We start from the raw sequence: 25,390 nt of genomic DNA, 5'->3' as shown, positions 1-25,390 counted from the left end.
TCGGGTGAGCACCGGTCGGTCGTCGTCGCAGGCCGGCACGCTGGCCAGGCTCGGGTTCGCCGACGCCCAGCGGGCCGGGCAGCTGCTCGCCGACCCCGCGCTCGCCGGCCTCGTCGACCCGCTCGACGACGTCTTCCGCGACGGGCTGCCCGACGCCCTGGGGGCGGTCGCCGACCCCGACCTCGCCCTGCTGTCGCTCGTGCGGCTCATGGAGTCCCTGCGCGCCAGCGAGCCACGCCGCCGCGACGAGGAGGACGGGCCCGGGGCCGAGGTCCGTGGCCTGCTGGCAGCGATGCGCCACCCGGGGCCCGCCCGGGACCGGATGCTGGCCGTCCTCGGCGCCTCGACCGCGCTCGCCGACCACCTCGTCGCCCACCCCGAGCACTGGCGCAGCGTCGCGCACGCCGCACCGGTCGAGGTCGACGACCGCGTGCACGACGTCGTGGCGGCCGTCCGCGACCGCGGCGAGGACACGGCATACGACGCGCTGCGCATCGCCTACCGGCGCAACCTGCTCGGCATCGCAGCCCTGGACCTCACCGCACCGGACGCCGTCGAGGAGCTGCCCCGCACGGCGGCGGCGCTCGCCGACCTGGCGCAGGCCGCGCTCGAGGGGGCGCTCGTCATCGCGCGCGAGCAGGTGGGGGAGCAGGCAGACGCCTGCGACTTCGCCGTCATCGGCATGGGCAAGACGGGCGGCCGCGAGCTCAACTACGTCAGCGACGTGGACGTCATCTTCGTCGCCGAGCCCCGCGACGGCGTCGAGGAGGCCGTGGCCATGGCCGCCGGCACGGCGCTCGCGACCCAGCTCATGCGGGCCTGCTCCACCTCGACCGGGCAGGGCACGCTCTGGCCGGTGGACGCGGCGCTGCGCCCGGAGGGCAAGAACGGGCCGCTGGTGCGGACGGTGGAGTCGCACCGCGCCTACTACGAGCGCTGGGCCAAGACCTGGGAGTTCCAGGCGCTGCTCAAGGCGAGGGTCGTCGCCGGGGACCGCGACCTCGGGGAGGCCTACCTCGGCGCCCTGCGCCCGATGGTGTGGCAGGCCGCCTCCCGCGAGAACTTCATCGAGGACGTCCAGGCGATGCGCCGCCGGGTGGAGCAGCACGTGCCCGCGGCCGAGGCCGACCGCCAGCTCAAGCTCGGGCCCGGCGGGCTGCGCGACGTCGAGTTCAGCGTGCAGCTGCTCCAGCTCGTCCACGGGCGCACCGACGAGGCGTTGCGCTCGGGGACCACCCTCGAGGCCCTCGACGCCCTCGCCCGCGGCGGCTACGTCGGCCGTGACGACGCCGCGGTGCTCGACTCCAGCTACCGGCTGCTGCGCACGCTGGAGCACCGGATCCAGCTCTACCGCCTGCGCCGGACCCACCTCATGCCCACCGGCGACGCCGACCTGCGCCGCCTCGGCCGGGCCCTCGGCCACCGGTCCGACGCCGCCAAGGCGGTCGTGGACCAGTGGCAGAAGCAGGCGCGCGAGGTCCGGCGCATCCACGAGCGCCTGTTCTACCGGCCGCTGCTCGCCGCCGTGGCCCGGCTCAGCAGCAGCGACGCGCGGCTGGGTCCCGAGGCCGCGCGCGACCGGCTCTCCGCCCTCGGCTTCCGCGACCCGGCCGGGGCGATCCGGCACCTCGAGGCGCTGACGTCGGGCGTGAGCCGCCGCGCCGCGATCCAGCGCACGCTGCTGCCGGTCATGCTCGGGTGGTTCGCCGACGAGGCCGACCCCGACGGGGGGCTGCTCGCGTTCCGCAAGGTGAGCGAGGAGCTCGGCTCCACCCACTGGTACCTGCGGCTGCTGCGCGACGAGGGCTCGTCCGCCGAGCGCCTCGCGCACATCCTCGCGCGGAGCCGGTATGCCGCGGACCTCCTCGTCGGGGCGCCCGAGGCGGTGGCCATGCTCGGCGAGGCCGGCGGGCTGCGGCCGTTGCCGCGTGAGGACCTCGTCCGCCGGATGACCGCCGCCGCGGGGCGCCAGGACGACCCGGACAAGGCGGTCCGCACCGCGCGCGGCCTGCGCCGGCAGGAGCTGTTCCGCGTGGCGGCCGCCGACCTGCGGGGCGAGCTCGACCTGCAGGAGGTGGGCGTGGCGCTGACCGACCTCACGGCCGCGCTCGTCGAGGCGGCCCTCGCCGTGGCCCGGCGCGTCGTCGAGCAGCGGCACGGCGACCTCGTGACCCGCATCCTCGTCGTCGGCATGGGACGCCTCGGCGGACGGGAGGTGGCGTACGGCTCGGACGCCGACGTCCTCTTCGTCCACGACCCGCTCCCGGGCGCCGACGAGGGCGTGGCCCAGGACCAGGCCCTGGAGGTGGTGCAGGAGCTGCGCCGCCTGCTCGGCTCGGCCGGGCCGGACCCCCAGCTCGGTCTCGACGCCGACCTGCGACCGGAGGGCAAGAACGGGCCGCTCGTGCGCAGCCTCGCCAGCTACCGCGCCTACTACGAGCGGTGGTCGCTGACGTGGGAGTCCCAGGCGCTGCTGCGGGCCGACCCCATCGCCGGGGACGCCGAGCTGGGGGAGGAGTTCGTGCGGCTCGTCGACCCGCTGCGCTGGCCGAGCGAGGGGCTGAGCGAGTCCCAGGTCCGCGAGATCCGCACGCTCAAGGCCCGGATGGAGGCCGAGCGGCTGCCGCGGGGCGCCGACCCCAAGGCCCACTTCAAGCTCGGCCGGGGCGGGCTCAGCGACGTCGAGTGGACCGTCCAGCTGCTGCAGATGAAGCACGCCCACGAGCTGCCCGGCCTGCGGACCACGAGCACGCTCCCGGCGCTCGCGGCGGTGGAGGAGGCGGAGCTGCTGCCGGCGGACCACGTGGCCGCGCTGCGCGAAGCCTGGACGCTCGCCTCGCGGCTTCGCAACGCGGCCGTGCTGTACCGCGGCAAGCCGGTCGACAGCGTGCCGTCCGACCTGCGCGTCGCCGACGGCGTGGGTCGGATCCTGGGCCTCGAGCCCGGCTCCGGAGCCGAGCTCGCCCAGACCTACCGCAGGGTCGCGCGGCACGCCCGGACGGTCACCGAGCTCGACTTTTACGGGACCCGGTAGCGAGGTACGGTCGAGCGCATGGTCAGGGGCAGGGATGGCGCTGTCGTGGTGCCCTCGTACGCCGAGGTGCTCCGGGCTCCGTCGTTCCTGCCGATCTTCGTCGCCTCCACCCTGTCCACCTGGGGCGACTACATCGCGCGGATCACGATCGCGGCCGTCGTCTTCGGCTGGACCGGCTCGGCGCTCGCGACCGCGGCCACCTTCGCCGTCTCCCTGGTGCCCACGATCCTCGGGCGGGGCCTCCTCGGGCCGTTCTGCGACCGGTTCCCCCCGAGGCTGACCCTCATCGGCGCCCACCTCCTGCGCGCCGTCATCGTCGGCCTGCTCATCCTCACGGTCACCACGACCCGTTCCGTCGCCCTCGTGCTCGTGCTCGTCTTCGCGCTCGAGTTCGTCGGTGGCCCGGCCGCCACCGCGGGGCAGATGCTCCTGACCGACGTCTTTCCCGACCGCCGCCTCTACGCCCGCGCCTTCGGGCTCAACACCCTCGCCACCCAGGTCAACCAGGCGATCGGCCTCGCCGTCGGTGGCGCGGTCGTGGGGGTGCTCGGCGACACCAAGGCGCTGATGCTCGACCTGGTCACCTTCGTCGTCGGGGCCGCCGTCCTCGCCGGCATCCGCCCCCGGGCCTCGGGGGTGGCCCGCGACGACACCTCCTTCGTCCGGGACCTCGTCGCCGGCTGGCGGCAGATCCGCGGCAACCGCGTCCTGACCCGCCTGCTGGCCCTCTCGCTCGTCAGCGGGCTCGGCATCGCGGCGCCCGAGGCCGTCGCGCTGCCCTACGCCAGCACCCACACCGGCTCCTCGGCCTGGGGCGGCCTGCTCATGGCCGCGCCCATCGTCGGCGCCGTGGCGGGGCTGCTGCTCATCGGCCGGCTCCCCGCGGAGCGGCAGTCCGGCCTCATCATGCGTCTCGCCCTGCTCATGCCGCTGCCCCTGCTCGTGACCGTCTTCGAGCCGCACCTCGGCGTGGTCTGGGTGGCGTGGTTCGTCTGCGGCGCCCTCCAGTCCTACATGCTTCCGCTGCAGGCCGCCTTCACGCTCCTCGTCCCCACGGCCATGCGCGGGCGCGTCTTCGGCCTCGCCGGTGCGCTGTCGGTCGGGGTCACCGGCCTGTGCTTCCTGGCCGCCGGGTGGGTGTCGGAGAAGACCTCGCCCGCGGCGTCGGTCGGGGTGTGCGCCGTCGTGACGTTCGGCGCGCTGGTGCTGCTCGCGGCGCGCTGGCCGCGCGAGGAGGTCGCCGGCCGGATCCACGACACCTTCGCCGGCCCGGACGACCACGAGGCCGCGCACGAGGTGGTCGACACCACCACTCCGCCCACGACCGCGCCCCCGGCCCGCATCGTCCTGGGCGACTCCGAGGAGGGGCCCGCGGCACGTGCCGCGTCCGACCAGCGCAAGGGCACGGTTCCCGGGGGCTGAGACCGCCGCAGGGGCCACTCCGGGGGCTCCGTAGAATCGTGACCATGATGGCCACGATCGACCTGCGCGGACGCGCGCTGGGAGCCCGCGAGCTGCGGGACCTCCTGCCGCGGGCGGACTTCGACGTGGCGGCCGCCGTCGAGACGGTGCGGCCGCTGTGCGAGGACGTGCGCCATCGCGGTGCCGAGGCCCTCTACGACCTCGGCCAGCGGTTCGACGGTGTCCGGCCGCCCCGCCTGCGCGTGCCCGCGGAGGTGCTCGCGGCTGCCCTCGAGCAGCTCGACCCGCAGGTGCGCGAGGCGCTGGAGGAGGCGGTCCGCCGCACCCGCCAGGTGCACGAGCGCCAGCGCCCCACCGAGACGACGGTCGACGTCGTCGCCGGCGGCCGCGTCGAGAACCGCTGGCTCCCGGTGGACCGCGTCGGCCTGTACGTGCCCGGCGGCCGGGCGGTGTACCCGTCCAGCGTCGTCATGAACGTCGTGCCGGCCCAGGTCGCCGGCGTCGGCTCGCTGGCGGTGGCGAGCCCGCCGCAGCGCGAGAACACCGGCATCTTCGAGGGCTACCCCCACCCGACCGTGCTCGCCGCGTGCGCGCTGCTCGGCGTCGAGGAGGTGTATGCCGTGGGCGGCGCCCAGGCGGTGGCCGCCTTCGCGTTCGGCTTCACCGACGGCGAGGACTCCTGCGAGCCGGTCAGCCTCGTCACCGGCCCGGGCAACATCTACGTCGCGGCGGCCAAGCGCTACCTCAAGGGCGTCATCGGCATCGACTCCGAGGCCGGCCCCACCGAGATCGCCGTCCTCGCCGACGACACCGCCGACCCCGTGCACGTCGCCTCCGACCTCGTGTCGCAGGCCGAGCACGACCCGCAGGCGGCCTCCGTCCTCGTGACCCCGAGCGCCGCGCTGGCCGAGGCCGTCACCGCCGAGGTCGCGCGTCGCGCGGCTGCCACCAAGCACTCCGGCCGCGTCACCGAGGCGCTGTCCGGCCAGCAGTCCGGCGTCGTGCTCGTCGACGACCTCGACGCCGGTCTCGCCGTCGTCAACGCCTACGGCGCCGAGCACCTCGAGCTGCAGGTCGCCGACGCGGAGGCGGCCAGCCGCCGGATCCGCAACGCGGGTGCCGTCTTCGTGGGTCCCTTCTCGCCCGTGAGCCTCGGCGACTACCTCGCCGGGTCCAACCACGTCCTGCCGACCGGTGGCTGTGCCTGCCACAGCAGCGGCCTGTCGGTGACCTCGTTCCTGCGCTCCGTCCAGGTGATCTCCTACGACGAGGAGGCCCTGCGCGAGGTGGCGGACCGGGTCGTGGTGCTCGCCCAGGCCGAGGACCTGCCCGCCCACGGCGAGGCGGTCTCGGCCCGGTTCGGCGACCGGTCGTGACCGGGCTGCAGGAGCTGCTGCGCGAGGACCTGCGCGGCAGCACGCCCTACGGCGCGCCCCAGCTCGAGGTCCCGGTCCGGCTCAACACCAACGAGAGCTCCTACCCGGTGCCGCCGGAGGTGGTCGCCGAGATCACCTCCGCCGTCGCCGCGGTGGCGCCCGACCTCAACCGGTACCCCGACCGGGAGTTCACCGCGCTGCGCACCGAGCTCGCGGCATACCTGACCCGCACCACCGGCACCGCGGTGGACCCGGCCCAGGTGTGGGCCGGCAACGGCTCGAACGAGGTGCTCCAGCACGTCGTCCTGGCGTTCGGCGGACCCGGGCGCACGGCACTCGGCTTCACCCCGGCGTACTCCATGCACCCGATCATCAGCCGGTCCGTCGGCACGACGTGGGTCGACGGCCTGCGCGGGCAGGGGAGCACCCAGGCGTTCGACCTCACCGCCGAGTCCGCCGTGGAGCAGGTGCGCGCACACGACCCGCACCTCGTCTTCCTCTGCTCGCCCAACAACCCCACCGGCACGGCGCTGGGGCTCGACGTGGTCGAGCGCGTGTACGACGCGGCGGAGCGTGCGGTGGTCGTGGTGGACGAGGCGTATGCCGAGTTCGCCCGGCCGGGGACGCCGAGCGCCCTGGGGTTGCTCGAGGGCCGGCCGCGCCTGGTCGTGACCCGCACCATGAGCAAGGCCTTCGCGTTCGCCGGCGGCCGGCTGGGCTACCTCGCGGCGGACCCCGCCTTCGTCGACGCGCTGCGCCTGGTGCGGCTGCCGTACCACCTGTCCTCGCCCACGCAGGCCGTCGCGCTGGCGGCCCTGCACCACGCCGACACCATGCTGGCGACGGTCGAGGCGATCAAGCACGAGCGCGACCGGATGGTCGACGGGCTGGCCGCGCTGGGGCTCGAGCCGGTGCCGAGCGACGCGAACTTCGTGCTCTTCGGCGGCCTCGCCGACGCCCGGGCGACGTGGCAGGCGCTGCTCGACCGGGGTGTGCTGGTCCGGGACGTGGGCATCCCGCACTATCTTCGTGTCACGGCCGGGACCCCGGCCGAGACCGACGCGTTCCTCGCCGCCATGGCGCAGGTCGCCGGTCAGGACGGTTTCGGGACGGACGACGGGAGCACGCGGTGACCGCAGGGGACCGCACGGCGGCACTGAGCAGGACGACCTCGGAGTCCAGCGTCGAGCTCGAGCTGAACCTCGACGGCACCGGCCAGGCGGACGTCGACACCGGCGTCCGCTTCTACGACCACATGCTGGCCTCGCTGGCCAAGCACTCGCTCCTCGACCTGCGGGTCAAGGCGACGGGTGACGTCGACGTCGACGTGCACCACACCGTGGAGGACGTCGCGATCGTCCTCGGCGACGCGCTGCGGGAGGCGCTCGGCGACAAGAGCGGGATCGCGCGCTTCGGCGACGCCACCGTCCCGCTCGACGAGGCGCTGTGCCAGGCCGTCGTCGACGTGGCGGGGCGGCCCTACGTCGTGCACACCGGCGAGCCCGAGGGACAGCAGTACGCCCTCATCGGCGGCCACTTCACCGGCTCGATGACGCGCCACGTCTGGGAGTCCTTCGCCGGACGAGCCGGGATCGCCCTGCACGTGCGGGTGCTCTCCGGCCGCGACCCGCACCACATCGTCGAGGCGCAGTTCAAGGCCGTGGCGCGGGCGCTGCGGGCCGCGGTGGCCCGCGACCCGCGGGTGGTCGGCGTCCCCAGCGCGAAGGGCAGCCTCTCCACGTGAACGAGCGGTGGCAGCCGGCGCAGGAGATGCGCGGGCTGCTCCTGGTGCGGGCCGAGCCGCCCGCCGTGACGAGGTGGGTGCGCGGGGGACTCGTGGCGTGCCAGCTCGTCCCGCTCGCGTCGTGGACGGCCGTCGTCCCGGTCGAGCCCGCGTCCCGGGTGCAGGCGCCCTACGACGGTGCCGCGTCGGTCCTCGTCGGCCGTCCGCTGCCCCGACGGCTGCGGCCCGCCCTGGGCTTCGTCGTCGCCGACCACCGGGCCGCGGTGGTCGTCCGTGCGCGGGGGCTGCGGGACTCGCCACGCTGGCTCCTCTGGGAGCCGGGCCGGGGTCCGGTGCGGACCCGCGAGCTCCAGCAGGCCGGGCCACGGGAGCTGGCGGCAGCCGCCGGGCACCCGGCCGCGGCCCGGGAGGTCGCCGCCGTCGTGCGGGACCGCTCGGGCGACGCCCAGCGCCTGCTCACCGACCTGTTGACGGTGCTCGGCCTGCCCGGTGCGGACCTCATCGGGCCGCACGTGGGCCTGCGCGGGCAGGTCGTCGCGCCCACGGCCCAGGCCGTCGCCCGGTTCGAGCGCCGCATGGCCGAGATCGCCCGCCACCACAGGGAACTGGAGGACAGCTGATGACACGGGTGGTCGTGTTCGACTACGGCAGCGGCAACGTCCGCTCCGCCGTCCGCGCGCTGGAGCACGTCGGCGCGCAGGTGGAGCTGACGGGGGACCGTGCCCTCGCCCAGGAGGCCGACGGCCTGTTCGTGCCAGGGGTGGGCAACTTCCACGCCTGCATGGCGGGGCTGCGCGCAGCCGACGGCCCCCGGGTCATCGAGAGCCGGCTCGCCGGTGGGCGCCCCGTCCTCGGGGTGTGCGTGGGCATGCAGGTCCTCTTCGAGGGGTCCGACGAACCCGGCGGCTCGGTCGCGGACGGCATGGGCGAGTGGCCCGGGCGGGTCGAGCGGCTCAAGGCCGACGTCGTCCCGCACATGGGCTGGTCGACGGTCGAGCCCGGGGCCGGGTCGCGGCTGTTCGCCGGGATCGAGCGCGAGCGGTTCTACTTCGTCCACTCCTACGCCGTGCAGGACTGGGTCCTGCCCGACCCGCACGGGCCCATGGCCGTCATGACGCCCACGGTGACGTGGGCCGAGCACGGTGGCCGCTTCGTCGCCGCGGTGGAGAACGGTCCCCTGTCGGCGACGCAGTTCCACCCCGAGAAGTCCGGTGACGCCGGCCTGGCCCTGCTGGAGAACTGGGTGCGCTCGTTGTGACGCCCCACGGCGGCCACGGCTCCGGCACCCCGCACGGACGCCCGCCGCGACCCTGACACCCCCACCCGTCCCGACCCCGACGCCGTACCCGACGCCGTACCCGAGGAGAGAGCTTCCCCATGACCCAGAACCCCCGTCTCGAGCTGCTGCCCGCCGTCGACGTGCAGGGCGGTCGCGCCGTCCAGCTCGTGCAGGGCGTTGCCGGCAGCGGGGGCGAGTTCGGCGACCCCTGGGAGGCGGCCCTCGCCTGGCAGGAGCAGGGGGCGGAGTGGCTGCACCTCGTCGACCTGGACGCCGCGTTCGGCCGGGGCTCGAACCGCGAGCTGCTCGCCGACATCGTGGGCCGGCTCGACATCAAGGTGGAGATGAGCGGCGGCATCCGCGACGCCGCGTCGCTCGAGGCGGCCCTGGCGAGCGGCTGCCGGCGGGTCAACCTCGGCACCGCGGCGCTGGAGGACCCCGAGTGGACGGCTGCCGCGATCGCCGAGCACGGTGACCGCGTCGCGGTGGGCCTCGACGTGCGGGGCACGACCCTCGCGGCTCGGGGCTGGACCAAGGACGGCGGCGACCTGTGGGAGACGCTGGCCCGGCTCGACTCCGAGGGCTGCGCGCGCTACGTCGTCACCGACGTCAACAAGGACGGGATGCTCAAGGGTCCCAACCTCGAGCTGCTCCGCGACGTCTGCGCCCGCACCGAGCGCCCGGTCGTGGCCTCCGGTGGCGTCTCCACGCTCGAGGACATCGCCGCGATCCGCGAGCTCGTCCCGCTCGGGGTCGAGGGCGCGATCGTCGGGTCCGCGCTCTACCGGGGCGCGTTCACCCTGCCCGACGCCCTCGACGTGGCGGGCCGCCCGTGACCGGCCCGGCGCACCCGACCGGCGGTCCCTCCGACTCGGCCGGCGTCCCGTTCGGCGGCCGCGAGCTGACCGGGACGGGCTTCGACGGCGACACCGGTGCCGCCGACGCGGCCCTGGAGCAGGCCCTCCGGGACCCGGGCGACGAGCCCGCCCTGGTGTCCGCCGTCGCCGCGGCGCGGCTGCTGGTGCCGGTGGTGGCCGAGCCCGCCGAGGTCGACGAGACCGGAGCCCTGGCCGTGGAGAAGCAGACCGACATGGCCGCGGTCACGCTCGTGGCCCCGGACGGCACCCGTGCCCTGCCGGTCTTCACGTCGATGGCCTCGCTGGCATCGTGGGACCCCGCCGCGCGGCCCGTCCCGGTCACGGCGGCACGCGCGGCGCAGGCCGCCGTGTCCGAGCGCTGCGACGTCATGGTCGTCGACGTGGCCGGCCCCACCACCGTGGCGCTGCGACCCTCGATGGTGTGGGCGCTCGCCCAGCAGCGCGACTGGGTGCCCGCCCACGAGGACGACGTCGTCGCCCGCGCGGTCGCGGCGGCGGTCCGCGAGCAGCCCGACGTGCTGGACCACGAGCTGTCGGCGGGGGAGCCCGGCCAGGGCGTCCTGCGCGTCGTGCTCGAGCTGAGCCCGGGCCTCACGGCGGAGCAGGTGCAGGCGGTGGCGACGGCTGTGGGGGAGCGCCTGGCCACCGACGGCGAGGTCCGCGCCCGGATCGACGGGCTCGCGTTCTCGATCCGCTGACACCCGGCCGGGGCGTCAGTCCCGCGCGTCGTGGGGCGGCAGCAGCTCGGTGAGGCCCACGACGGCCGACACCGGCAGCGGCCGGTACAGGTGCGGGAACGTCTCCCCGGTCTCCGGGTTGCCGACCTCGACCACCGGGGGCTCCGGCAGCAACGACTCGTCGACCTCGAGCAGCAGCAACGGTGTCGCCACGTCGGCATAGAACGACCGCCGCACCACCGGCCACTGCGCCGCAGACGAGCAGTGGACGAACCCCTCGTCCTCGAAGGTCCGGCCCCGGGTGGACTGCGTGTAGCTGCCCGTCTCCCGGGCCCGCTCCCAGTGCTCCGGCTCGGCGAGGTGGTAGATCGTCACCGGGCGAGCGTATGCCGCGTGCCCCGGCACCGGGGCACGCGGCACACCGGCTCGGGCTAGCTGCCCGCCTGCGTGTGTGGGTGGGGTGCGTTCTCTCGTCCCGGCGTGGGCGCGAGCAGCCCTCCCACCCTCTCCCCGCGGGCGCCGGGGCGCATCCGCACGAACCGGTCGATACCGGTCGGGCCCGCCGACGTCCGTCCGGGCTCGCCGATATCGGGTCGACCAGCGTCGGTGGCCGCTGGGACAGTGGTGCCGTGCTCACCCGCTACCGCCGTGTCCTCGTCGTCCCCGCCCTGCGCCGGGCGCTGGTCCTCGGGTTCCTGGTGCGCATGCCGATCTTCGCCGGTGGCGTGGTCATCACGCTGCACGTCGTGAGCCACCTGCACCGGTCCTACGGCGCGGCCGGGCTGGTGTCGGCGGCGGCCACGGTGGCGATCGCCATCAGCGGTCCGTGGCGGGGCCGCCTGCTCGACCGGCACGGGCTGCGGCGCGTGGTCGTCCCGTCGATCGTCGTCGCCGCCGTGTGCTGGTCGGTCGCGCCCTTCGTGGGCTACTGGCTGCTCATGGCGCTGGCGGCCCTGGCCGGCCTGTTCGTCATCCCGTCGTTCTCGATCATCCGCCAGGCGATCATCGCCGCCGTGCCCGAGGTCGACCGCCGCACGGCGATCTCGCTCGACTCCGTTGCCGTGGAGCTGTCGTTCATGATCGGTCCGGCGGCCGGGGTGTGGGCCGCCACGGTGTGGTCCACCGACTGGGTCCTGTTCGCCATCGAGATGCTCGGCGTGGCCGCGGGCGTGCTGCTGTGGTTCGCCGACCCCGTGCTGCGCGAGGCGCCCGAGGAGGGCGACGACGACGAGGCGGTGGCGGCACCCGTGACGCGGGGGCAGTGGTTCCGGCCCGCCTTCGTCGTCGTGTGCCTCGGCGCCGCCGCCACGACGTTCGTCCTCGGCGGCACCGACATCGGGATCGTCGCCGCCCTGCGCGACTTCGACGCCCAGTCCTCGATCGGGTGGGTCCTCGCGCTGTGGGGGTTCGGCTCGCTGCTCGGCGGCCTCGTCTACGGCGGGCTGCACCGGTCGGTGTCCGCCTTCTGGCTGCTGGGCGCCCTCGCCCTCGTCACCGCCCCCATGGCCTTCGGCGGGGGCCCGGTGTCGCTGGGGGTGCTCGGCTTCGTCGCCGGCCTCTTCTGCGCGCCGACGATCACCGCCACCGTCGACCAGGTCAGCCGCGTCGTGCCGTCGGCCGCCCGGGGCGAGGCGATGGGGTGGCACGGCTCGTTCATGACGGCCGGCATGGCGCTCGGCGCACCGGTGGCGGGGTTCGCGATCGACCACCGCGGGTGGTCCAGCGGCTTCGTCGCCGTGGCGGTGGTGGGGGCCGTCGTCGCGGTCGTCGGCGGCATCGGCACCTCCGCGCGGGCGCGGGAGCGCCGGGCCCGCGCGGTCGTCCCGCACGAGGTCCCGGCCGGGCGATAGCCTCCCGCCCGTGCCGACCCGACCCGACACCGCTGGTCCCCGTCCCGACGGGGATGCCGCGGCGACCACCCGCGACCCGGCCTCAGGCTCCGGCCACACCAACGAGTACGGCCAGCCGGTCGGGCGGCCGGTCCCCGGCTGGGTCCCGCGGCCGCCGGTGGCGCCCGTGACGCTCGTCGGCCGCACCTGCCGCCTCGAGCCGGCCGCCGCGCACGCCGAGGGCCTGCACCGGGCCCTGGACGTGGAGAGCCACCCCTCGACCTGGGCGTACTACCCGCAGGGGCCGCTGGCGGACGCGTCGGCCATGGCGGCGTGGGTGGCCTCGCTCGACGCCTCGCCGACCTCGGTCCCGCTCGCGGTGCTCGACCCGGACGGGACCTCCCTCGGCATCGCCAGCTACCTGCGGATCGACCCGCCGAACGGCTCGGTCGAGGTCGGCGGCATCGTCCTGTCCGACGCCCTGCAGCGCACCACCGCCGCCACCGAGGCGATGTACCTCATGATGCGGCACGCCTTCGACGACCTCGGGTACCGCCGGTACGAGTGGAAGTGCGACTCGGCCAACGAGCCCTCCCGCCGGGCCGCCGGCCGCCTCGGCTTCTCCTACGAGGGCACGTTCCGCAACGCCGTCGTCTACCGCGGCCGCAACCGCGACAGCGACTGGTACTCGATCACCGTCGAGGAGTGGCCGGCGGTCCGGGCCGAGCTCGACCGGTGGCTCGACCCCGGCAACTTCGACGCCGATGGCAGGCAGCGCACGCGGCTCGACATGGCGACGGCGCTGGGCCAGGAGCCGCTGCGGGCGCCCCAGGACCGCTGAACCCGTCCGACCGGGACCGGCAGGACGAGCGGGCCGGAGCACCGGCGCAGGTGCGGGCTCCGTCGAAGGGCCGAGCCGACGGTGGCGGCGCAGCGGGCATGCTGGCCGGCGGAGGTGGACCGCGATGTCCTTCATCGAACCAGCGGCGGCGGGGGAGTCGGACCCGCAGGTGGCCGCCATGTATGCCGACGAGCGCGCCTCGTGGGGGTACCTGCCCAACTACGCGGAGCTGTTCAGCCACGAGCCGGCGGTGATGGCCGCCTGGCGCCAGCTCGTCGGCTCGGTCCGCGGCAACCTGGACCGGCGCCGGTTCGAGCTGGTGACGCTGGCCGCCGCGCAGGCCCGGGGGTCGAGCTACTGCTCACTGGCGCACGGCAAGTTCCTCGCCGACCTGTTCCACTCGCCGGACGAGGTCGCCGGGCTGGCCGGCGCGGCCGACGAGCCGGTGCCGGCCAGCGAGGTCGACCTGGCCCTGATGGAGCTCGCCCGGCACGTCGCGCAGGACCCGTCCACCGTGGACCGCTCCGAGGTGCGCCGGCTGCAGGACCTCGGGCTGGACGACCGCGAGATCTTCCTCGTGGTGGCCGCCGTCGCCGCGCGGTGCTTCTTCGCCACCGTCCTCGACGGGCTGGGGGCCGAGCCGGACGAGCAGCTGGCCGCCCTGCCGCAGCCGATGCAGGCGGCCCTCACGGTCGGACGGCCGGTCGCCGCGTCCCCGTCGGGGGCAGCCGCCGCGGACGCCTGACCCGCCACCACCTTCGCAGGTCGCAGCTCATCCTTCGGGTGGAGTTGCGGGTGGATGCGTTGACTTACCGTGACACACCGGGAGAGACGTCCGTCCTCCGCCCGTTGCCTCCAGGCCCGTCGACTGAGGTAGACCATGACGCGTCCGACCCGTCCCCGCCCCCTCGTGGCCGCCACGGCAGCCGCGGCCGCCGCTGCGGCACTGGTGACCCTGACGCCGGGACCTGGCGTTGCCGCTCCCGCCGGGACCGTCCACCTCCCGGACCTGCAGACGGTCATCCCCACCGATGCCTTCAGCGTCGTCACCACGACGACCGGCAGGGAGTTCAGGTACACGCACCTCGTCTACGACGCCGGTCCCGGACCGCTCGAGGTCCAGCCGACCTACGTCCAGTCGACCGGTGGGTACCGGGGGACCCAGGAGGTCTTCACCCACGACGCCTCCGGCACCTGGAGCCAGGTGGCGCAGTACCGCGTGCCGGACGTCTTCGTCTACCACGCCGAACACGGCCACTTCCACTTCCCGCTCGCCAGCTTCGGCCTCTATCGCGTGTCCGCGACCGGGGGCATCGGTGCGGCCGTGGCGCTGTCCCCGAAGGTGGGCTTCTGCATCGACGACTCCTACATCTACAGCTCCACCGTCGAGCACTCCGGCACGTTCGTCGGAACCCGCAGCAGCTGCACGGACCCCAGCGGCCTGCGGGGCCTGTCCGTCGGCGGGGCGGACGAGTACGACTACCGCGACCCGGGCCAGGCCATCCCCATCGACGGGGTCCCCGACGGCACCTACTGGTTCAAGGCCGTCACCGACCCGAACAACGACTTCGCCGAGGCGAACGAGGCCAACAACGAGACCGACGTCAAGGTCACCATCAAGGGCTCGACGGTCACGGCGGGGGAGGTCCGCCACCCGGACACGACTCCGCCGCAGGTGTCCCTCGCCGCCCCGACCGAGGGGGCCACCGTGCGTGGCTCGGTCGTGCTCCGCGCGACCACACCCCTCACCACGCCGGCGAAGGTCGAGTTCGTCGTCGACGGCACCGTCGTCGGCCCGGCCGTCGCCGGCGGCACGGGCTGGACCTACACGTGGAACTCGGCGTCGGTGGTCGACGGCTCCCACTGGGTCGCCGCGCGGGTCACGGATGCCCTCGGCCGGGTCGGCACCAGTGCCGTGGCCGCGGTGGACGTGTCGAACGTGGCGCCCCCGCCGTCCGGTCTCCCGCTGGCCGTCGCCGGCACGGCATACAGCGACGGTGCCGGGGCACGGACGGCGACGGTGACGGGCCTGCGGGGAGGCAACCTCGCGCTGGCCCTGGTCGCCTCCGACGGGCCGTCCGGTGACCCCGAGACGACCACGGTGGGCGGCAGCGGCCTGACGTGGTACCTGGTGCGCCGGGCGAACACCTCCGGCGGCACCTCGGAGGTGTGGAAGGCAGTCGTCCCGACGACCTCGACGTCGGTGTCGGCGACGGCCACTCCCTCCGGCAGCTCGTACCACGCGTCCCTCACCCTGCTGGCCTTCGACGGCTCCGCCGGTGTCGGCACCGGCGTGGCCCGCAGCGCGACGACGGGCGCGGCGACCGCCTCCCTGACGACGACCCGCGCCGGCTCGTGGCTCTTCGGCGTCGGGAACGACTGGGACGGGGCCGTCGGGCGCACGCTCGCCACCACCCAGACGATGCGCCACCAGTGGGTGGACACCTCCCTCGGCGACACCTTCTGGTCACAGTCCACCAGCGCGCCGACGCCCGCGAGCGGGACCGCCGTCACCCTCGGCACCACGGCCCCGACCACCCACCAGTGGAACCTCGCCGGGGTCGAGGTGCTGGCCTCGACCACCACCCCGCCGCCGGCCGACACGACCCCGCCCACGGTGTCCGTCACCGACCCGGCCGCCGGCTCTACCGTCGGCGGCACCACGGTCCTGGGGGCCACCGCGGCCGACAACGTCGCCGTCGCGTCGGTGACCTTCCTCGTGGACGGGGTGGCGGTGGGCCCGGCGGACACGGCCGCGCCCTTCATGGCGAGCTGGGACAGCACGAAAGTCACGTCCGGCAGCCACACCGTGACCGCGCGTGCGGTCGACACCTCGGGCAACACGGCGACGTCGGCGCCGGTCCCCGTGACGGTGGACAACACCGCGCCACCCCCGCAGGTCGTGACGGTCGACGGCCGCAGCAGCGTGCAGGCCACCGGCACCCTGACCGCGACGGGGCTGACCACCTCGACCGCGGGTGACACCCTGGTCGCGTTCGTCGGCCTCGACGGTCCTGCCGGCGCCGGCCAGCAGAGCGCCACCGTCTCCGGTGCCGGGCTGGCCTGGACCCTGGTCAAGCGCGCCAACACCCAGTCCGGTGACGCGGAGATCTGGACCGCCCACCCGACCGGCACGCTCTCCGCGGCGTCGGTGACCGCCACGCCGTCACGGGGCGGCTTCGCAGGTGCCCTCACGGTGCTGGCCCTCAAGGGTGCCGCCGGTACCGGGGTGGCCGGGGCGGCGGGTGCGCCCTCGGGCGCGCCCTCCATCTACCTGCCGGGGGTCCAGCGCGGTTCGTGGGTCTTCGCGGTGGGCAACGACTGGGACAACGCCGTGGCGCGGACCCCCGTCTCCGGGCAGGTCCTCCAGCGCCAGGACGTCGTGACCGGCGTCGGGGACACCTTCTGGGTGCAGTCCCCGAGCGCGCCCGCGGCGGGTCTGTCCCTCGTCACCGTCGCCGACAGCGCCCCCACCGGCGACCAGTGGAACTACGCCGCCGTGGAGGTGCGCGCCGCCGCGGGCTGAGCGGCCGGGCGGGTCAGACGACCGAGCCGGTGAGCTTCTCGCCCGGCCCCTGCCCTGGCGGGTCGGGGATGACCGAGGCCTCGCGGAAGGCCAGCTGGAGCGACTTGAGCCCGTCGCGCAGGGGAGCGGCGTGCTGGCTGCCGAGGTCGGGTGCCGAGGCGGTGATGAGGCCGGCGAGGGCGTTGATCAGCCTGCGGGCCTCGTCGAGGTCGAGGTGCTCGGCGGCGTCCGGGCCCTCGGCGAGCCCGCACTTGACGGCGGCCGCCGACATGAGGTGGATGGCGGCGGTGGTGATGACCTCGACCGCCGGCACCTCCGCGATGTCGCGGGTGGCCTGCTCGGTGGGGTCGACGCCGTCGGGATTGGGAGATTGCGTGCTCACGCTGGTAGCCTTGCAGATCGACCGGCCGTGCCCAGCGCCGGGGGACTCCGACGGAGGCCTCCACGAAGGGGACGGTGTGCAAGTGAAGCAGCACCTGCTTCCACCCGCGACGACCACCAGGTCGCCGGGTTCCCGAGGTCACCGAGGCGTGTGCCGCGGGGCGTGAGCTCCACGGCATACCGGCCCTTGGTGGACCCCGAGACGGATCAGGTGAGGCTTCCCGCGCAACGGCGACGGGAAGCCTTTCTCGTTGTCGCGGACACGACCCTGGATCCCAGCACAAGGAGACACCCATCAGCGAGCCTCGCATCAACGACCGCATCCGGGTACCGGAGGTGCGGTTGGTTGGTCCCAACGGAGAACAGGTCGGCATCGTGCGCGTCGAGGACGCGCTGCGGCTGGCCGCCGAGGCCGACCTCGACCTCGTCGAGGTGGCCCCGATGGCCAAGCCTCCCGTCGCCAAGCTCATGGACTTCGGCAAGTTCAAGTACGAAGCCGCCATGAAGGCCCGGGAAGCCCGCAAGAACCAGGTCAACACGGTCATCAAGGAGATCAAGCTCCGCCCGAAGATCGACCCGCACGACTACGGCACCAAGAAGGGCCACGTCGAGCGGTTCCTCAAGGGCGGCGACAAGGTCAAGGTGACGATCATGTTCCGCGGCCGCGAGCAGTCCCGCCCCGAGCTGGGCTTCCGGCTGCTGCAGCGCCTCGCCGAGGACGTCGTCGAGCTCGGCACCGTGGAGTCGGCCCCCAAGCAGGACGGCCGCAACATGATCATGGTGCTCGCGCCGACCAAGAAGAAGTCCGAGGCGATGGCCGAGCAGCGCCGCGCGCGCAAGGCGCCGGCCGCGGACGCACCGGCTGCGGACGCACCGGCTGCGGACGCACCCGCCGCGGACGCACCCGCCGCCGAGGCGCCGGTCGCGGACGCACCGGTCGCCGACGCTCCCGCAGCGGAGCAGGCCCCGGCCGAGTAGGCCCCCGAACCACCCGAGCACCACCCACCAGACGAACACGTCGGACAGAAGGAGATCGGCAGCCATGCCGAAGAACAAGACGCACTCTGGCGCCAAGAAGCGCTTCCGGATCACCGGCAAGGGCAAGGTCATGCGCGAGCAGACCAACGGCCGCCACCTGCTCGAGCACAAGTCCTCGAAGTACACGCGCTCGATCGCCAACGACGTCGAGGTGTCCAAGCCGGACGCCAAGAAGGTCAAGAAGCTCCTCGGCCGCTGAGCCGGTCCACCCCTGACAGCAGCGCACCGGGCTCAGCACAGCAGCAGCCTCGGATCGTCTAGAACCAAGCAAGGAGAACTCACGTGGCACGCGTGAAGCGGGCGGTCAACGCCCAGAAGAAGCGCCGGGTCGTCCTCGAGCGGGCCAGCGGCTACCGCGGTCAGCGCTCGCGCCTGTACCGCAAGGCCAAGGAGCAGGTCACCCACTCCCTCGGGTACGCCTACCGTGACCGCCGGGCCAAGAAGGGCGACTTCCGTCGCCTCTGGATCCAGCGGATCAACGCCGGCGCCCGCGCCAACGGCATGACCTACAACCGCTTCATCCAGGGCCTGAAGGCCGCGGAGATCGAGGTCGACCGTCGCATGCTGGCCGAGCTGGCCGTCAACGACGAGGCCGCCTTCGCCGCGCTCGTCGAGATCGCCCGGGCCAACGTGCCGGCGACCGCCGACGCCACCGCCTGAGCTCCGCCTCAGCGCACACCGAGCGCCGGGACATGCCCCCGCTGAGCGCCCCCCTGACCAACCCCAGGTCGGACCGGGTCAAGGCGGTGCGGGCGCTGTCCCGGCGCTCGGTGCGTGAGCGGGCCGGCCGGTTCCTGGCCGAGGGCCCCCAGGCCGTGCGCGAGGCGGTGCAGCACCGCCCCGACTGCGTGGTCGACGTCTACGCCACTCCGGCTGCCGCGCAGCGGTATGCCGCGGACATCCTCGAGCCCGCACTGGCGGCGGGGCTGCACGTGCACGAGGTCGACGACGAGGTCCTCGCGGCCATGTGCGACACCGGGTCGCCCCAAGGGGTGGCCGCGGTGTGCCGGGTCCTGGCAGCGGGCCTCGATGAGGTCCTCGCGACCAGTCCCCGGCTGCTGGTCCTGCTCACCCACGTCCGGGACCCCGGCAACGCGGGGACCGTCATCCGCGGGGCCGACGCCGTCGGCGCCGATGCGTTGCTGGTGACCGACGCGTCCGTTGACGTGTTCGGTCCCAAGGTCGTCCGGTCCACGGCCGGGTCCCTGTTCCACCTGCCGGTCGTGACCGGCCTCGCCTTCGAGCCCACGGTCGAGCGGCTGCGCGCCGCCGGCATACGCACGCTCGCGGCCGACGGCGCGGGGGACCGGGTCCTCGGCGACGTCGACCTGCTCGGTCCGCACGCGTGGGTCATGGGGAACGAGGCCTGGGGGCTCCCGGAGGAGACCCGGGCCCGGTGCGACGAGGTGGTCCGCGTGCCCATCTACGGCCGGGCCGAGTCGCTCAACCTCGCCATGGCCGCGACCGTGTGCCTCTACGCCTCGGCGAGCGCCCAGAACGGCTAGGGTCGCCGCCATGGAGTTCACGCCCGGGATGCTCATGGACAACGAGTCCGCAGGCATCGCAGCCGAGCTGATCCCCGACGGGCTGGTCGCCGCGGACGCCGACGCCCGGATCCTGTTCCTCAACAGCCGGGCCGGCCGCATCCTGGGCCGTCCGCGCGAGGAGCTCGTGGGCGCCGACATCCGCGAGGCGGTCGACCTGCAGGACAGCGACGGCAGCTCGTGGTGGGAGACCACGAACCCGTGGGGCGGGCTGCGGATCCGCACCGGCCACCGCGAGAAGATGCTCATGCTCCGGCACAACGGCCGCGAGGTCCTCGTAACCGCCAAGTACCTGCGCCCCGGGCGCAACGAGCCCGTGAACCGGGTCAACATCCTCATGCGCGACGCCCTCTACCGGCGTCGCCAGGAGGCCGAGAACGCCGCCGTCATCTCCACCGTCGCGCACGAGCTCCGCTCGCCCCTGACCAGCGTCAAGGGGTTCTCCTCGACCCTGCTACGTCGCTGGGACCGGTTCACCGACGAGCAGAAGCGGCTCATGCTCGAGACGATCGAGGCCGATGCCGACCGCGTCACCCGGCTCATCACCGAGCTGCTCGACGTGTCCCGCATCGACTCCGGCCGGCTGCAGATCCGGCCGCTGCCGCTCGACGTCTCGTCGGTGTTCCACCGGCACGTGGAGCGGGCGGTGGCCAGCGGCCTGGAGCGCGACCGGTTCGCGATCGAGGTCGCCGAGGACCTGCCCGAGGTGTGGGCCGACCCCGACCGGCTCGACCAGATCCTGTCCAACCTGCTCGAGAACGCCGTCCGCCACGGCGACGGCGTGGTCACCCTGTCCGCCGTCCCCGCCGACGCCGACGCCCGGGCCGCGATGGTGGCCAAGGGCCGGGGCGAGGAGGGCGTCGAGATCGTCGTCAGCGACGAGGGCCCGGGCATCCCGGAGGACCACCGAGCCCTGGTGTTCAGCCGGTTCTGGCACGGCTCGGGCCGGGGGAGCACCGGCCTGGGGCTCTACGTCGTCCGTGGCCTGGTCGAGGCGCACGGCGGTCGGGTCGTGGTCGGCACCGCGCCGTCGGGTGGGGCGCAGTTCCGGCTCAGCCTGCCCTCGACCGCGCCCGAGTACCTCGCCTGAGTGGTTCGCCCGAGCACCTCGCCGGAGGACGGTCGCGGGTCCCTGCCCGTGGAACGCGGTTGCGGCTCGCTGCGGTCTCGCGCCACGCTGGTGCCATGACCGGCCGCACGATGCGATTTACCGCGCCTTCGGACGCGGCCGTCGTGCTGCGCTGAGGGCGCCCCACCACCGTCCCGCGGTACCCCGCGCGGCAGCTCCCCGGCACACCTCGCCGCCGTCTGGCGGCCGCCTCCGAAGGCACCTCCACCACCCGCCCCACGTGGGAAGGTCGCGCGCGGGCGCCCCTAGACTCGGGGAGCCGCGCCCCCAGCAGAGATGAAGGACATGTCCGGACCCAACAAGCAGTACGACCCCGTCGAGGTGGCCGCGCTGGACCCGGCGGCCGTCGAGCAGGCCGTGGACGAGGCCCTCGCCGCCATCGCGGCCGCCGGCACCCTGGAGGAGCTCAAGGCGGCCCGCCTTGCCCACCAGGGGGAGAAGAGCGCCCTGGCCCTGGCCAACCGCGAGATCGGCGCCCTGCCGCCGAGCGCCAAGGCCGAGGCAGGCAAGCGCGTCGGCCAGGCGCGCGGTCGCGTGGGGCAGGCGCTGGCGGCCCGGCAGGCCGAGCTCGAGGCGGAGCGGGACGAGCGCATCCTCGTCGAGGAGGCCGTCGACGTCACCGTCCGCGTGCCGCGCCGCCCGCTCGGCGCGCGCCACCCGATCAGCCTCGTCTCCGAGCGGGTCGAGGACATCTTCGTGGCCATGGGCTGGGAGATCGCCGAGGGGCCCGAGGTCGAGGCCGAGTGGCTGAACTTCGACGCCCTGAACATCGGCGCCGACCACCCGGCCCGCCAGGAGCAGGACACCTTCTTCGTCGAGCCCGCGGGCTCGGGGCTGGTCCTGCGGACCCACACCTCGCCCGTGCAGGTCCGCACGATGCTCACCCACGAGCCGCCGGTCTACGTCCTGTGCCCCGGCAAGGTGTTCCGCACCGACGACCTCGACGCGACCCACACCCCGGTCTTCCACCAGTTCGAGGGGCTCGTCGTCGACGAGGGCATCACGATGGCGCACCTCAAGGGCACGCTCGACGCGTTCGTGCAGCGGCTCTTCGGTGACGGCATCGAGACGCGCCTGCGCCCCAACTACTTCCCGTTCACGGAGCCGAGCGCCGAGATCGACTGCCGCTGCTGGGTCTGCGGTGGATCCGGGACGCTCGACGGCGCCTCCTGCCGCACCTGCGGCGGCACCGGGTGGATCGAGCTCGGCGGCTCCGGCATGGTCAACCAGCGGGTCCTGCGCGCCGCCGGCGTCGACACCGACCGCTACACCGGCTTCGCCTTCGGCCTCGGCGTGGAGCGCTCGCTGATGCTGCGGCACAACGTCGCCGACATGCACGACATCGTCGAGGGAGACGTGCGGTTCTCCCAGCAGTTCGGAATGGAGATCTGATGTACGCGCCCGTGTCCTGGCTGCGCGAGCTCACCGACGTGCCCGCCGACGCCACCGGCGCCGACGTCGCCGCGTCGCTCGTGCGGGTCGGTCTCGAGGAGGAGGGGCTGCACGGTGGCGACATCTCCGGGCCGCTCGTCGTCGGTCGCGTCCTGACCGTCGAGCCCGAGCCGCAGAAGAACGGCAAGACGATCAACTGGTGCACCGTCGACGTCGGCGAGCACGGCCAGCGCCTTGCCGAGGGCAAGGCCCAGGAGATCGTCTGCGGCGCCCACAACTTCGGTCCCGGCGACCTCGTCGTGGTGGTGCTGCCCGGCGGGGTGCTGCCCGGCGGCTTCGAGATCTCCGCTCGCAGGACCTACGGCCACGTCAGCAACGGCATGATCTGCTCCGCCAAGGAGCTGGGCCTCGGCGAGGACCACAGCGGGATCATCGTGCTGTCGGAGCTGCTCGGCGACGAGGCCGCGGCCGACCTGAAGCCGGGGGACGACGCGATCGCCCTGCTCGGCCTCGCCGACGAGGTCGTCGAGGTCAACGTCACCCCCGACCGCGGGTACTGCTTCTCGATGCGCGGCATCGCCCGCGAGTACGCCCTGTCCGAGGGCGTCGCCTTCCGCGACCCGGCCGACCTCGACGTGGCCGAGCCGGGCGAGGGCGGGTATGCCGTGCACCTCACCGACGAGGCGCCGATCGACGGCCGCGAGGGCTGCGACCGCTACATCGCGCGCGTCGTCCGCGGGGTCGACACCTCGGCGTCGAGCCCGCAGTGGATGCAGAAGCGGCTCACCCAGGTCGGCATGCGGCCCATCTCCCTGGCCGTCGACGTCACGAACTACGTGATGATGCTGCTCGGCCAGCCCCTCCACGCGTTCGACCTCGACACCCTGTCGGGCTCGGTCGGCACGCGCCGCGCCCGGGCGGGGGAGAAGCTCACCACCCTCGACGACGTCGAGCGCGCGCTCGACCCCGAGGACCTGCTCATCGTCGACGGCGCCGACACCCCGCTCGCGATCGCGGGCGTCATGGGTGGCGCCTCCTCGGAGGTCTCCGCCAGCACGACGAACGTGCTCGTCGAGGCGGCGCACTTCGACCCGGTCACCGTCGCCCGGTCCGCCCGTCGGCACCGGCTCACCACCGAGGCCTCGCGCCGGTTCGAGCGCGGCGTCGACCCGGACGTGACGGCCGCGGCGGCGCAGCTGGCCGTCGACCTGCTCGTCGAGCACGGTGGCGGCACGGCCGACCCGGCACACACCGACGTCGACCACCGGGTGGCCCGCGAGCCGTTCGACTTCGACACCACCCTGCCGACCCGCTACGTCGGCCTCGAGTACCCCCGCGAGGAGGTCCTGGCGACCCTCGCCGCGATCGGTTGCGAGGTGGAGCAGGGCAACGGCGACACCGTGGTGGTGCGAGCGCCGTCGTGGCGGCCCGACCTCACCGACGGCCCGGAGCTGGTCGAGGAGGTCGCCCGCGTGCGCGGCTACGACCAGATCCCGTCGGTCCTGCCGCAGCCGAAGTCCGCGGGCCGCGGCCTCACCCACGGCCAGCGCGTCCGTCGCCTCGTCGCGACGACCCTCGCGCACCAGGGGCTGACCGAGGTACTCAGCTACCCGTTCGTCGCGCCCGGGCTCTTCGACGCGCTGGCGTATGCCGCGGACGACCCCCGCCGGCGCGCCGTCCGGCTGGCGAACCCGCTGTCGGACGAGGCGCCGCTGATGCGCACGTCGGTCCTGGACTCCCTGCTCGACACGCTGCGGCGCAACGTCGCCCGCGGCACGCGCGACGCCGCGGTGTACGAGATGGGGCTCGTGACACAGGCCCCCGAGGCCCCGTTGTCGGCCCCGGTCCCCGCGACGGAGTCGCGACCCGACGACGCCACCCTCGCAGCGATCACCGGTGCGGTGCCCGACCAGCCGCGGCACGTGGCGTACGCCGCCGCCGGCGACGCCGAGCGGGGTGGCCCCTGGGGGCCGGCCCGCCCGGTCGACACCTCGGACGCCGTGGCCTGGGCCCTGGCCCTGGGGCAGGCCCTCGGGCTCGACCTGCGGGTACGTGCGGCCGAGCGCGCGCCATGGCACCCGGGACGCTGCGCCGAGCTCCTACTCGAGGACGGCACGGTCGTCGGCCACGCCGGCGAGCTGCACCCCAAGGTCGTCGCGGCGCTGGAGCTCCCGGCCCGCACGGTGGCCGGCGAGCTCGACGTCGACGTCCTCGTCGCCGCGAGCGGCACGCCGCACGGCGCGACGGCCCTGTCGACGTTCCCCGTGGCGCACACCGACGTGGCACTGGTCGTCGACGAGACGGTCCCCGCAGCCGACGTCGAGTCGGCCCTGTCGGTCGGCGCCGGTGCGGACCTGGAGTCGCTCCGGCTGTTCGACGTCTACCGGGGCGAGCAGGTGGGTGACGGGCGCAAGTCCCTCGCCTACCGGCTCACCTTCCGCCCGACGGCCCGCACCCTCACGACCGACGAGGTGTCCGCCCTGCGCGACGCCGCCGTGGCCGAGGCGTCGAGCCGCACGGGGGCGGTGCAGCGGTGAGCGCTCGCGTCGCGGTCGTCACCGGCGCCTCCCGGGGCATCGGCAGCCACGTCGCGGACGCGCTCGAGGCGGCCGGGTGGGTCGTCGAGCGCGGCTCCACCGCCGTGGCGCCGGTGACCGACCGGGCGGCCGTCGAGCGGTGGGTGGCCGACGTGGTGGCGCGGCACGGGCGGCTCGACCTGCTCGTCAACAACGCCGGGGTCATCGACGCGGAGGTGCCGCTCGCCGACAGCGACCCCGAGCAGTGGTGGCACACGATCGAGGTCAACGTGCGTGGCCCGTACCTCATGACGCGCACCGCCCTGCCGCACCTCGCCGCGACGGGCGGACGGATCGTCAACATCAACTCCGGTGCCGCGTACCGCAACTACGACATCGCGACGGCCTACAACGTCAGCAAGGGCGCGCTCGCCCGGCTGACCGCGGCCACCGGCATCGGCGGCCAGCACGGCGTCAGGGCCTTCGACCTCGCGCCGGGGGTCGTCCGGACCGACATGACGCTGGCCATGAAGGCGCACGAGGACCGCACCGAGTGGACCTCGCCGCAGGAGGTCACCGCCCTGCTCCTCGCCCTGGCGGACGGGCGGCTCGACGCGTGGTCGGGCCGCATGGTGCGGGCCGGGGTCGACACGGTCGAGTCGCTGCAGGCTCGGGCCGAGCGGGGCATCGGCGAGGGGGACCGGACCCTGGGCCTCCTGCGCTGGGGCGACGACGACCCGTTGACCTGACCCCTGAGAGCTCCGGCCCGGGCCGCCTCGGCCCG

At 74.4% G+C, this 25,390-nt stretch carries 23 protein-coding genes; 21 read left to right on the top strand and 2 right to left on the bottom strand.

The genetic code is table 11. The features are described 5' to 3' along the window. Window positions 1–4: 4 nt before the first annotated feature. The 9 genes from J2X64_RS18885 to J2X64_RS18845 all read left to right on the top strand — a co-directional run bounded on the left by J2X64_RS18885 (window position 5) and on the right by J2X64_RS18845 (window position 10,431). Window positions 5–3,034: a bifunctional [glutamine synthetase] adenylyltransferase/[glutamine synthetase]-adenylyl-L-tyrosine phosphorylase gene (locus J2X64_RS18885; protein WP_310157850.1), complete on the top strand. Its 3,030-nt coding sequence runs from the start codon at window positions 5–7 to the stop codon at window positions 3,032–3,034. 18 nt (window positions 3,035–3,052) lie between these two features. Further along, the gene (locus tag J2X64_RS18880; RefSeq protein ID WP_310157849.1) at window positions 3,053–4,456 is read left to right on the top strand and encodes an MFS transporter; all 1,404 of its coding nucleotides are present in this window, start codon (window positions 3,053–3,055) and stop codon (window positions 4,454–4,456) included. A gap of 44 nt (window positions 4,457–4,500) precedes the next feature. Beyond that, window positions 4,501–5,832 (top strand): histidinol dehydrogenase, encoded by a 1,332-nt coding sequence (gene hisD, locus J2X64_RS18875; RefSeq protein WP_310157848.1) that lies wholly within the window; start codon window positions 4,501–4,503, stop codon window positions 5,830–5,832. Beyond that, entirely contained in the window at window positions 5,829–6,965 is a 1,137-nt protein-coding gene (locus J2X64_RS18870) for a histidinol-phosphate transaminase (protein WP_310157845.1), read from the top strand. The genes hisD and J2X64_RS18870 overlap by 4 nt, the downstream gene beginning before the upstream one ends. Beyond that, window positions 6,962–7,576 (top strand): imidazoleglycerol-phosphate dehydratase HisB, encoded by a 615-nt coding sequence (gene hisB / locus J2X64_RS18865; RefSeq protein WP_310157844.1) that lies wholly within the window; start codon window positions 6,962–6,964, stop codon window positions 7,574–7,576. Before J2X64_RS18870 ends, hisB begins: the two co-directional genes overlap by 4 nt. Further along, complete coding sequence (locus J2X64_RS18860; RefSeq protein WP_310157842.1) at window positions 7,573–8,196, top strand: hypothetical protein; 624 nt, start codon at window positions 7,573–7,575, stop codon at window positions 8,194–8,196. The genes hisB and J2X64_RS18860 overlap by 4 nt, the downstream gene beginning before the upstream one ends. Next, window positions 8,196–8,834: an imidazole glycerol phosphate synthase subunit HisH gene (gene hisH / locus J2X64_RS18855; protein ID WP_310157840.1), complete on the top strand. Its 639-nt coding sequence runs from the start codon at window positions 8,196–8,198 to the stop codon at window positions 8,832–8,834. The genes J2X64_RS18860 and hisH overlap by 1 nt, the downstream gene beginning before the upstream one ends. Before the next feature lie 119 nt (window positions 8,835–8,953). Further along, the gene (priA, locus tag J2X64_RS18850; RefSeq protein WP_310157838.1) at window positions 8,954–9,691 is read left to right on the top strand and encodes a bifunctional 1-(5-phosphoribosyl)-5-((5-phosphoribosylamino)methylideneamino)imidazole-4-carboxamide isomerase/phosphoribosylanthranilate isomerase PriA; all 738 of its coding nucleotides are present in this window, start codon (window positions 8,954–8,956) and stop codon (window positions 9,689–9,691) included. After that, window positions 9,688–10,431, top strand: coding sequence for an SseB family protein (locus J2X64_RS18845; RefSeq protein WP_310157836.1), 744 nt, complete (start codon window positions 9,688–9,690; stop codon window positions 10,429–10,431). The genes priA and J2X64_RS18845 overlap by 4 nt, the downstream gene beginning before the upstream one ends. 15 nt (window positions 10,432–10,446) lie before the next feature. On the opposite strand, the gene J2X64_RS18840 is transcribed toward J2X64_RS18845, so the two are convergent. Further along, window positions 10,447–10,785 (bottom strand): DUF952 domain-containing protein, encoded by a 339-nt coding sequence (locus tag J2X64_RS18840; protein ID WP_310157833.1) that lies wholly within the window; start codon window positions 10,783–10,785, stop codon window positions 10,447–10,449. A gap of 254 nt (window positions 10,786–11,039) precedes the next feature. On the opposite strand from J2X64_RS18840, the gene J2X64_RS18835 reads away from it, so the two are divergent. From J2X64_RS18835 to J2X64_RS18820, 4 genes are all read left to right on the top strand, one after another. Continuing rightward, on the top strand, window positions 11,040–12,260 hold the full coding sequence (locus J2X64_RS18835; RefSeq protein WP_310157831.1) for an MFS transporter: 1,221 nt from the start codon (window positions 11,040–11,042) through the stop codon (window positions 12,258–12,260). 10 nt (window positions 12,261–12,270) lie between these two features. Next, the gene (locus tag J2X64_RS18830; RefSeq protein WP_310157829.1) at window positions 12,271–13,080 is read left to right on the top strand and encodes a GNAT family protein; all 810 of its coding nucleotides are present in this window, start codon (window positions 12,271–12,273) and stop codon (window positions 13,078–13,080) included. A gap of 124 nt (window positions 13,081–13,204) precedes the next feature. Further along, window positions 13,205–13,825, top strand: a complete 621-nt coding sequence (locus J2X64_RS18825; protein WP_310157827.1) for a carboxymuconolactone decarboxylase family protein — start codon at window positions 13,205–13,207, stop codon at window positions 13,823–13,825. A gap of 135 nt (window positions 13,826–13,960) precedes the next feature. Continuing rightward, window positions 13,961–16,606 carry an Ig-like domain-containing protein gene (locus J2X64_RS18820; RefSeq protein WP_310157825.1) on the top strand — a complete coding sequence of 882 codons (2,646 nt, stop codon included), beginning with the start codon at window positions 13,961–13,963 and terminating at the stop codon, window positions 16,604–16,606. 13 nt (window positions 16,607–16,619) lie between these two features. On the opposite strand, the gene J2X64_RS18815 is transcribed toward J2X64_RS18820, so the two are convergent. Then, entirely contained in the window at window positions 16,620–16,988 is a 369-nt protein-coding gene (locus J2X64_RS18815) for a DUF1844 domain-containing protein (protein WP_310157823.1), read from the bottom strand. A gap of 293 nt (window positions 16,989–17,281) precedes the next feature. Between J2X64_RS18815 and infC the strand changes: the two genes are divergently transcribed. The 8 genes from infC (at window position 17,282) to J2X64_RS18775 (ending at window position 25,355) form a co-directional block, all read left to right on the top strand. Further along, entirely contained in the window at window positions 17,282–17,965 is a 684-nt protein-coding gene (gene infC, locus J2X64_RS18810; RefSeq protein WP_310157955.1) for a translation initiation factor IF-3, read from the top strand. Between the two features lie 64 nt (window positions 17,966–18,029). Next, window positions 18,030–18,224, top strand: coding sequence for a 50S ribosomal protein L35 (gene rpmI / locus J2X64_RS18805; protein WP_310157820.1), 195 nt, complete (start codon window positions 18,030–18,032; stop codon window positions 18,222–18,224). Window positions 18,225–18,307: 83 nt separating this feature from the next. Next, window positions 18,308–18,685: a 50S ribosomal protein L20 gene (gene rplT / locus J2X64_RS18800; protein ID WP_310157819.1), complete on the top strand. Its 378-nt coding sequence runs from the start codon at window positions 18,308–18,310 to the stop codon at window positions 18,683–18,685. 32 nt (window positions 18,686–18,717) lie between these two features. After that, a complete protein-coding gene (locus J2X64_RS18795; protein WP_310157817.1) occupies window positions 18,718–19,530 on the top strand; it encodes an RNA methyltransferase in 813 nt (270 codons plus the stop codon). A 10-nt stretch (window positions 19,531–19,540) separates the two neighbouring features. Further along, window positions 19,541–20,659, top strand: coding sequence for an ATP-binding protein (locus J2X64_RS18790; protein WP_310157815.1), 1,119 nt, complete (start codon window positions 19,541–19,543; stop codon window positions 20,657–20,659). A 324-nt stretch (window positions 20,660–20,983) separates the two neighbouring features. Beyond that, entirely contained in the window at window positions 20,984–22,090 is a 1,107-nt protein-coding gene (pheS, locus tag J2X64_RS18785; protein WP_310157813.1) for a phenylalanine--tRNA ligase subunit alpha, read from the top strand. Further along, a complete protein-coding gene (gene pheT / locus J2X64_RS18780) occupies window positions 22,090–24,627 on the top strand; it encodes a phenylalanine--tRNA ligase subunit beta (RefSeq protein ID WP_310157811.1) in 2,538 nt (845 codons plus the stop codon). The genes pheS and pheT overlap by 1 nt, the downstream gene beginning before the upstream one ends. Then, the gene (locus tag J2X64_RS18775; protein WP_310157810.1) at window positions 24,624–25,355 is read left to right on the top strand and encodes an SDR family oxidoreductase; all 732 of its coding nucleotides are present in this window, start codon (window positions 24,624–24,626) and stop codon (window positions 25,353–25,355) included. Before pheT ends, J2X64_RS18775 begins: the two co-directional genes overlap by 4 nt. Window positions 25,356–25,390 lie beyond the last annotated feature (35 nt).

It is taken from the genome of Phycicoccus sp. 3266 (genome assembly GCF_031456495.1).
In the GTDB taxonomy this organism is placed as follows: Bacteria; Actinomycetota; Actinomycetes; order Actinomycetales; family Dermatophilaceae; genus Pedococcus.
Note: the sequence above shows the minus strand (reverse complement) of the source record. Positions and strands in the feature narration are given on the sequence as shown.

Bases quoted from the DNA above. Each gene is read 5' to 3' on its own strand.
- pheS (WP_310157813.1), top strand. From the start codon at position 20,984: ATGTCCGGACCCAACAAGCAGTACGACCCCGTCGAGGTGGCCGCGCTG.
- J2X64_RS18820 (WP_310157825.1), top strand. From the start codon at position 13,961: ATGACGCGTCCGACCCGTCCCCGCCCCCTCGTGGCCGCCACGGCAGCC.
- hisH (WP_310157840.1), top strand. From the start codon at position 8,196: ATGACACGGGTGGTCGTGTTCGACTACGGCAGCGGCAACGTCCGCTCC.
- rpmI (WP_310157820.1), top strand. From the start codon at position 18,030: ATGCCGAAGAACAAGACGCACTCTGGCGCCAAGAAGCGCTTCCGGATC.
- J2X64_RS18795 (WP_310157817.1), top strand. From the start codon at position 18,718: ATGCCCCCGCTGAGCGCCCCCCTGACCAACCCCAGGTCGGACCGGGTC.
- J2X64_RS18880 (WP_310157849.1), top strand. From the start codon at position 3,053: ATGGTCAGGGGCAGGGATGGCGCTGTCGTGGTGCCCTCGTACGCCGAG.
- pheT (WP_310157811.1), top strand. From the start codon at position 22,090: ATGTACGCGCCCGTGTCCTGGCTGCGCGAGCTCACCGACGTGCCCGCC.
- J2X64_RS18825 (WP_310157827.1), top strand. From the start codon at position 13,205: ATGTCCTTCATCGAACCAGCGGCGGCGGGGGAGTCGGACCCGCAGGTG.
- priA (WP_310157838.1), top strand. From the start codon at position 8,954: ATGACCCAGAACCCCCGTCTCGAGCTGCTGCCCGCCGTCGACGTGCAG.
- J2X64_RS18790 (WP_310157815.1), top strand. From the start codon at position 19,541: ATGGAGTTCACGCCCGGGATGCTCATGGACAACGAGTCCGCAGGCATC.
- hisD (WP_310157848.1), top strand. From the start codon at position 4,501: ATGATGGCCACGATCGACCTGCGCGGACGCGCGCTGGGAGCCCGCGAG.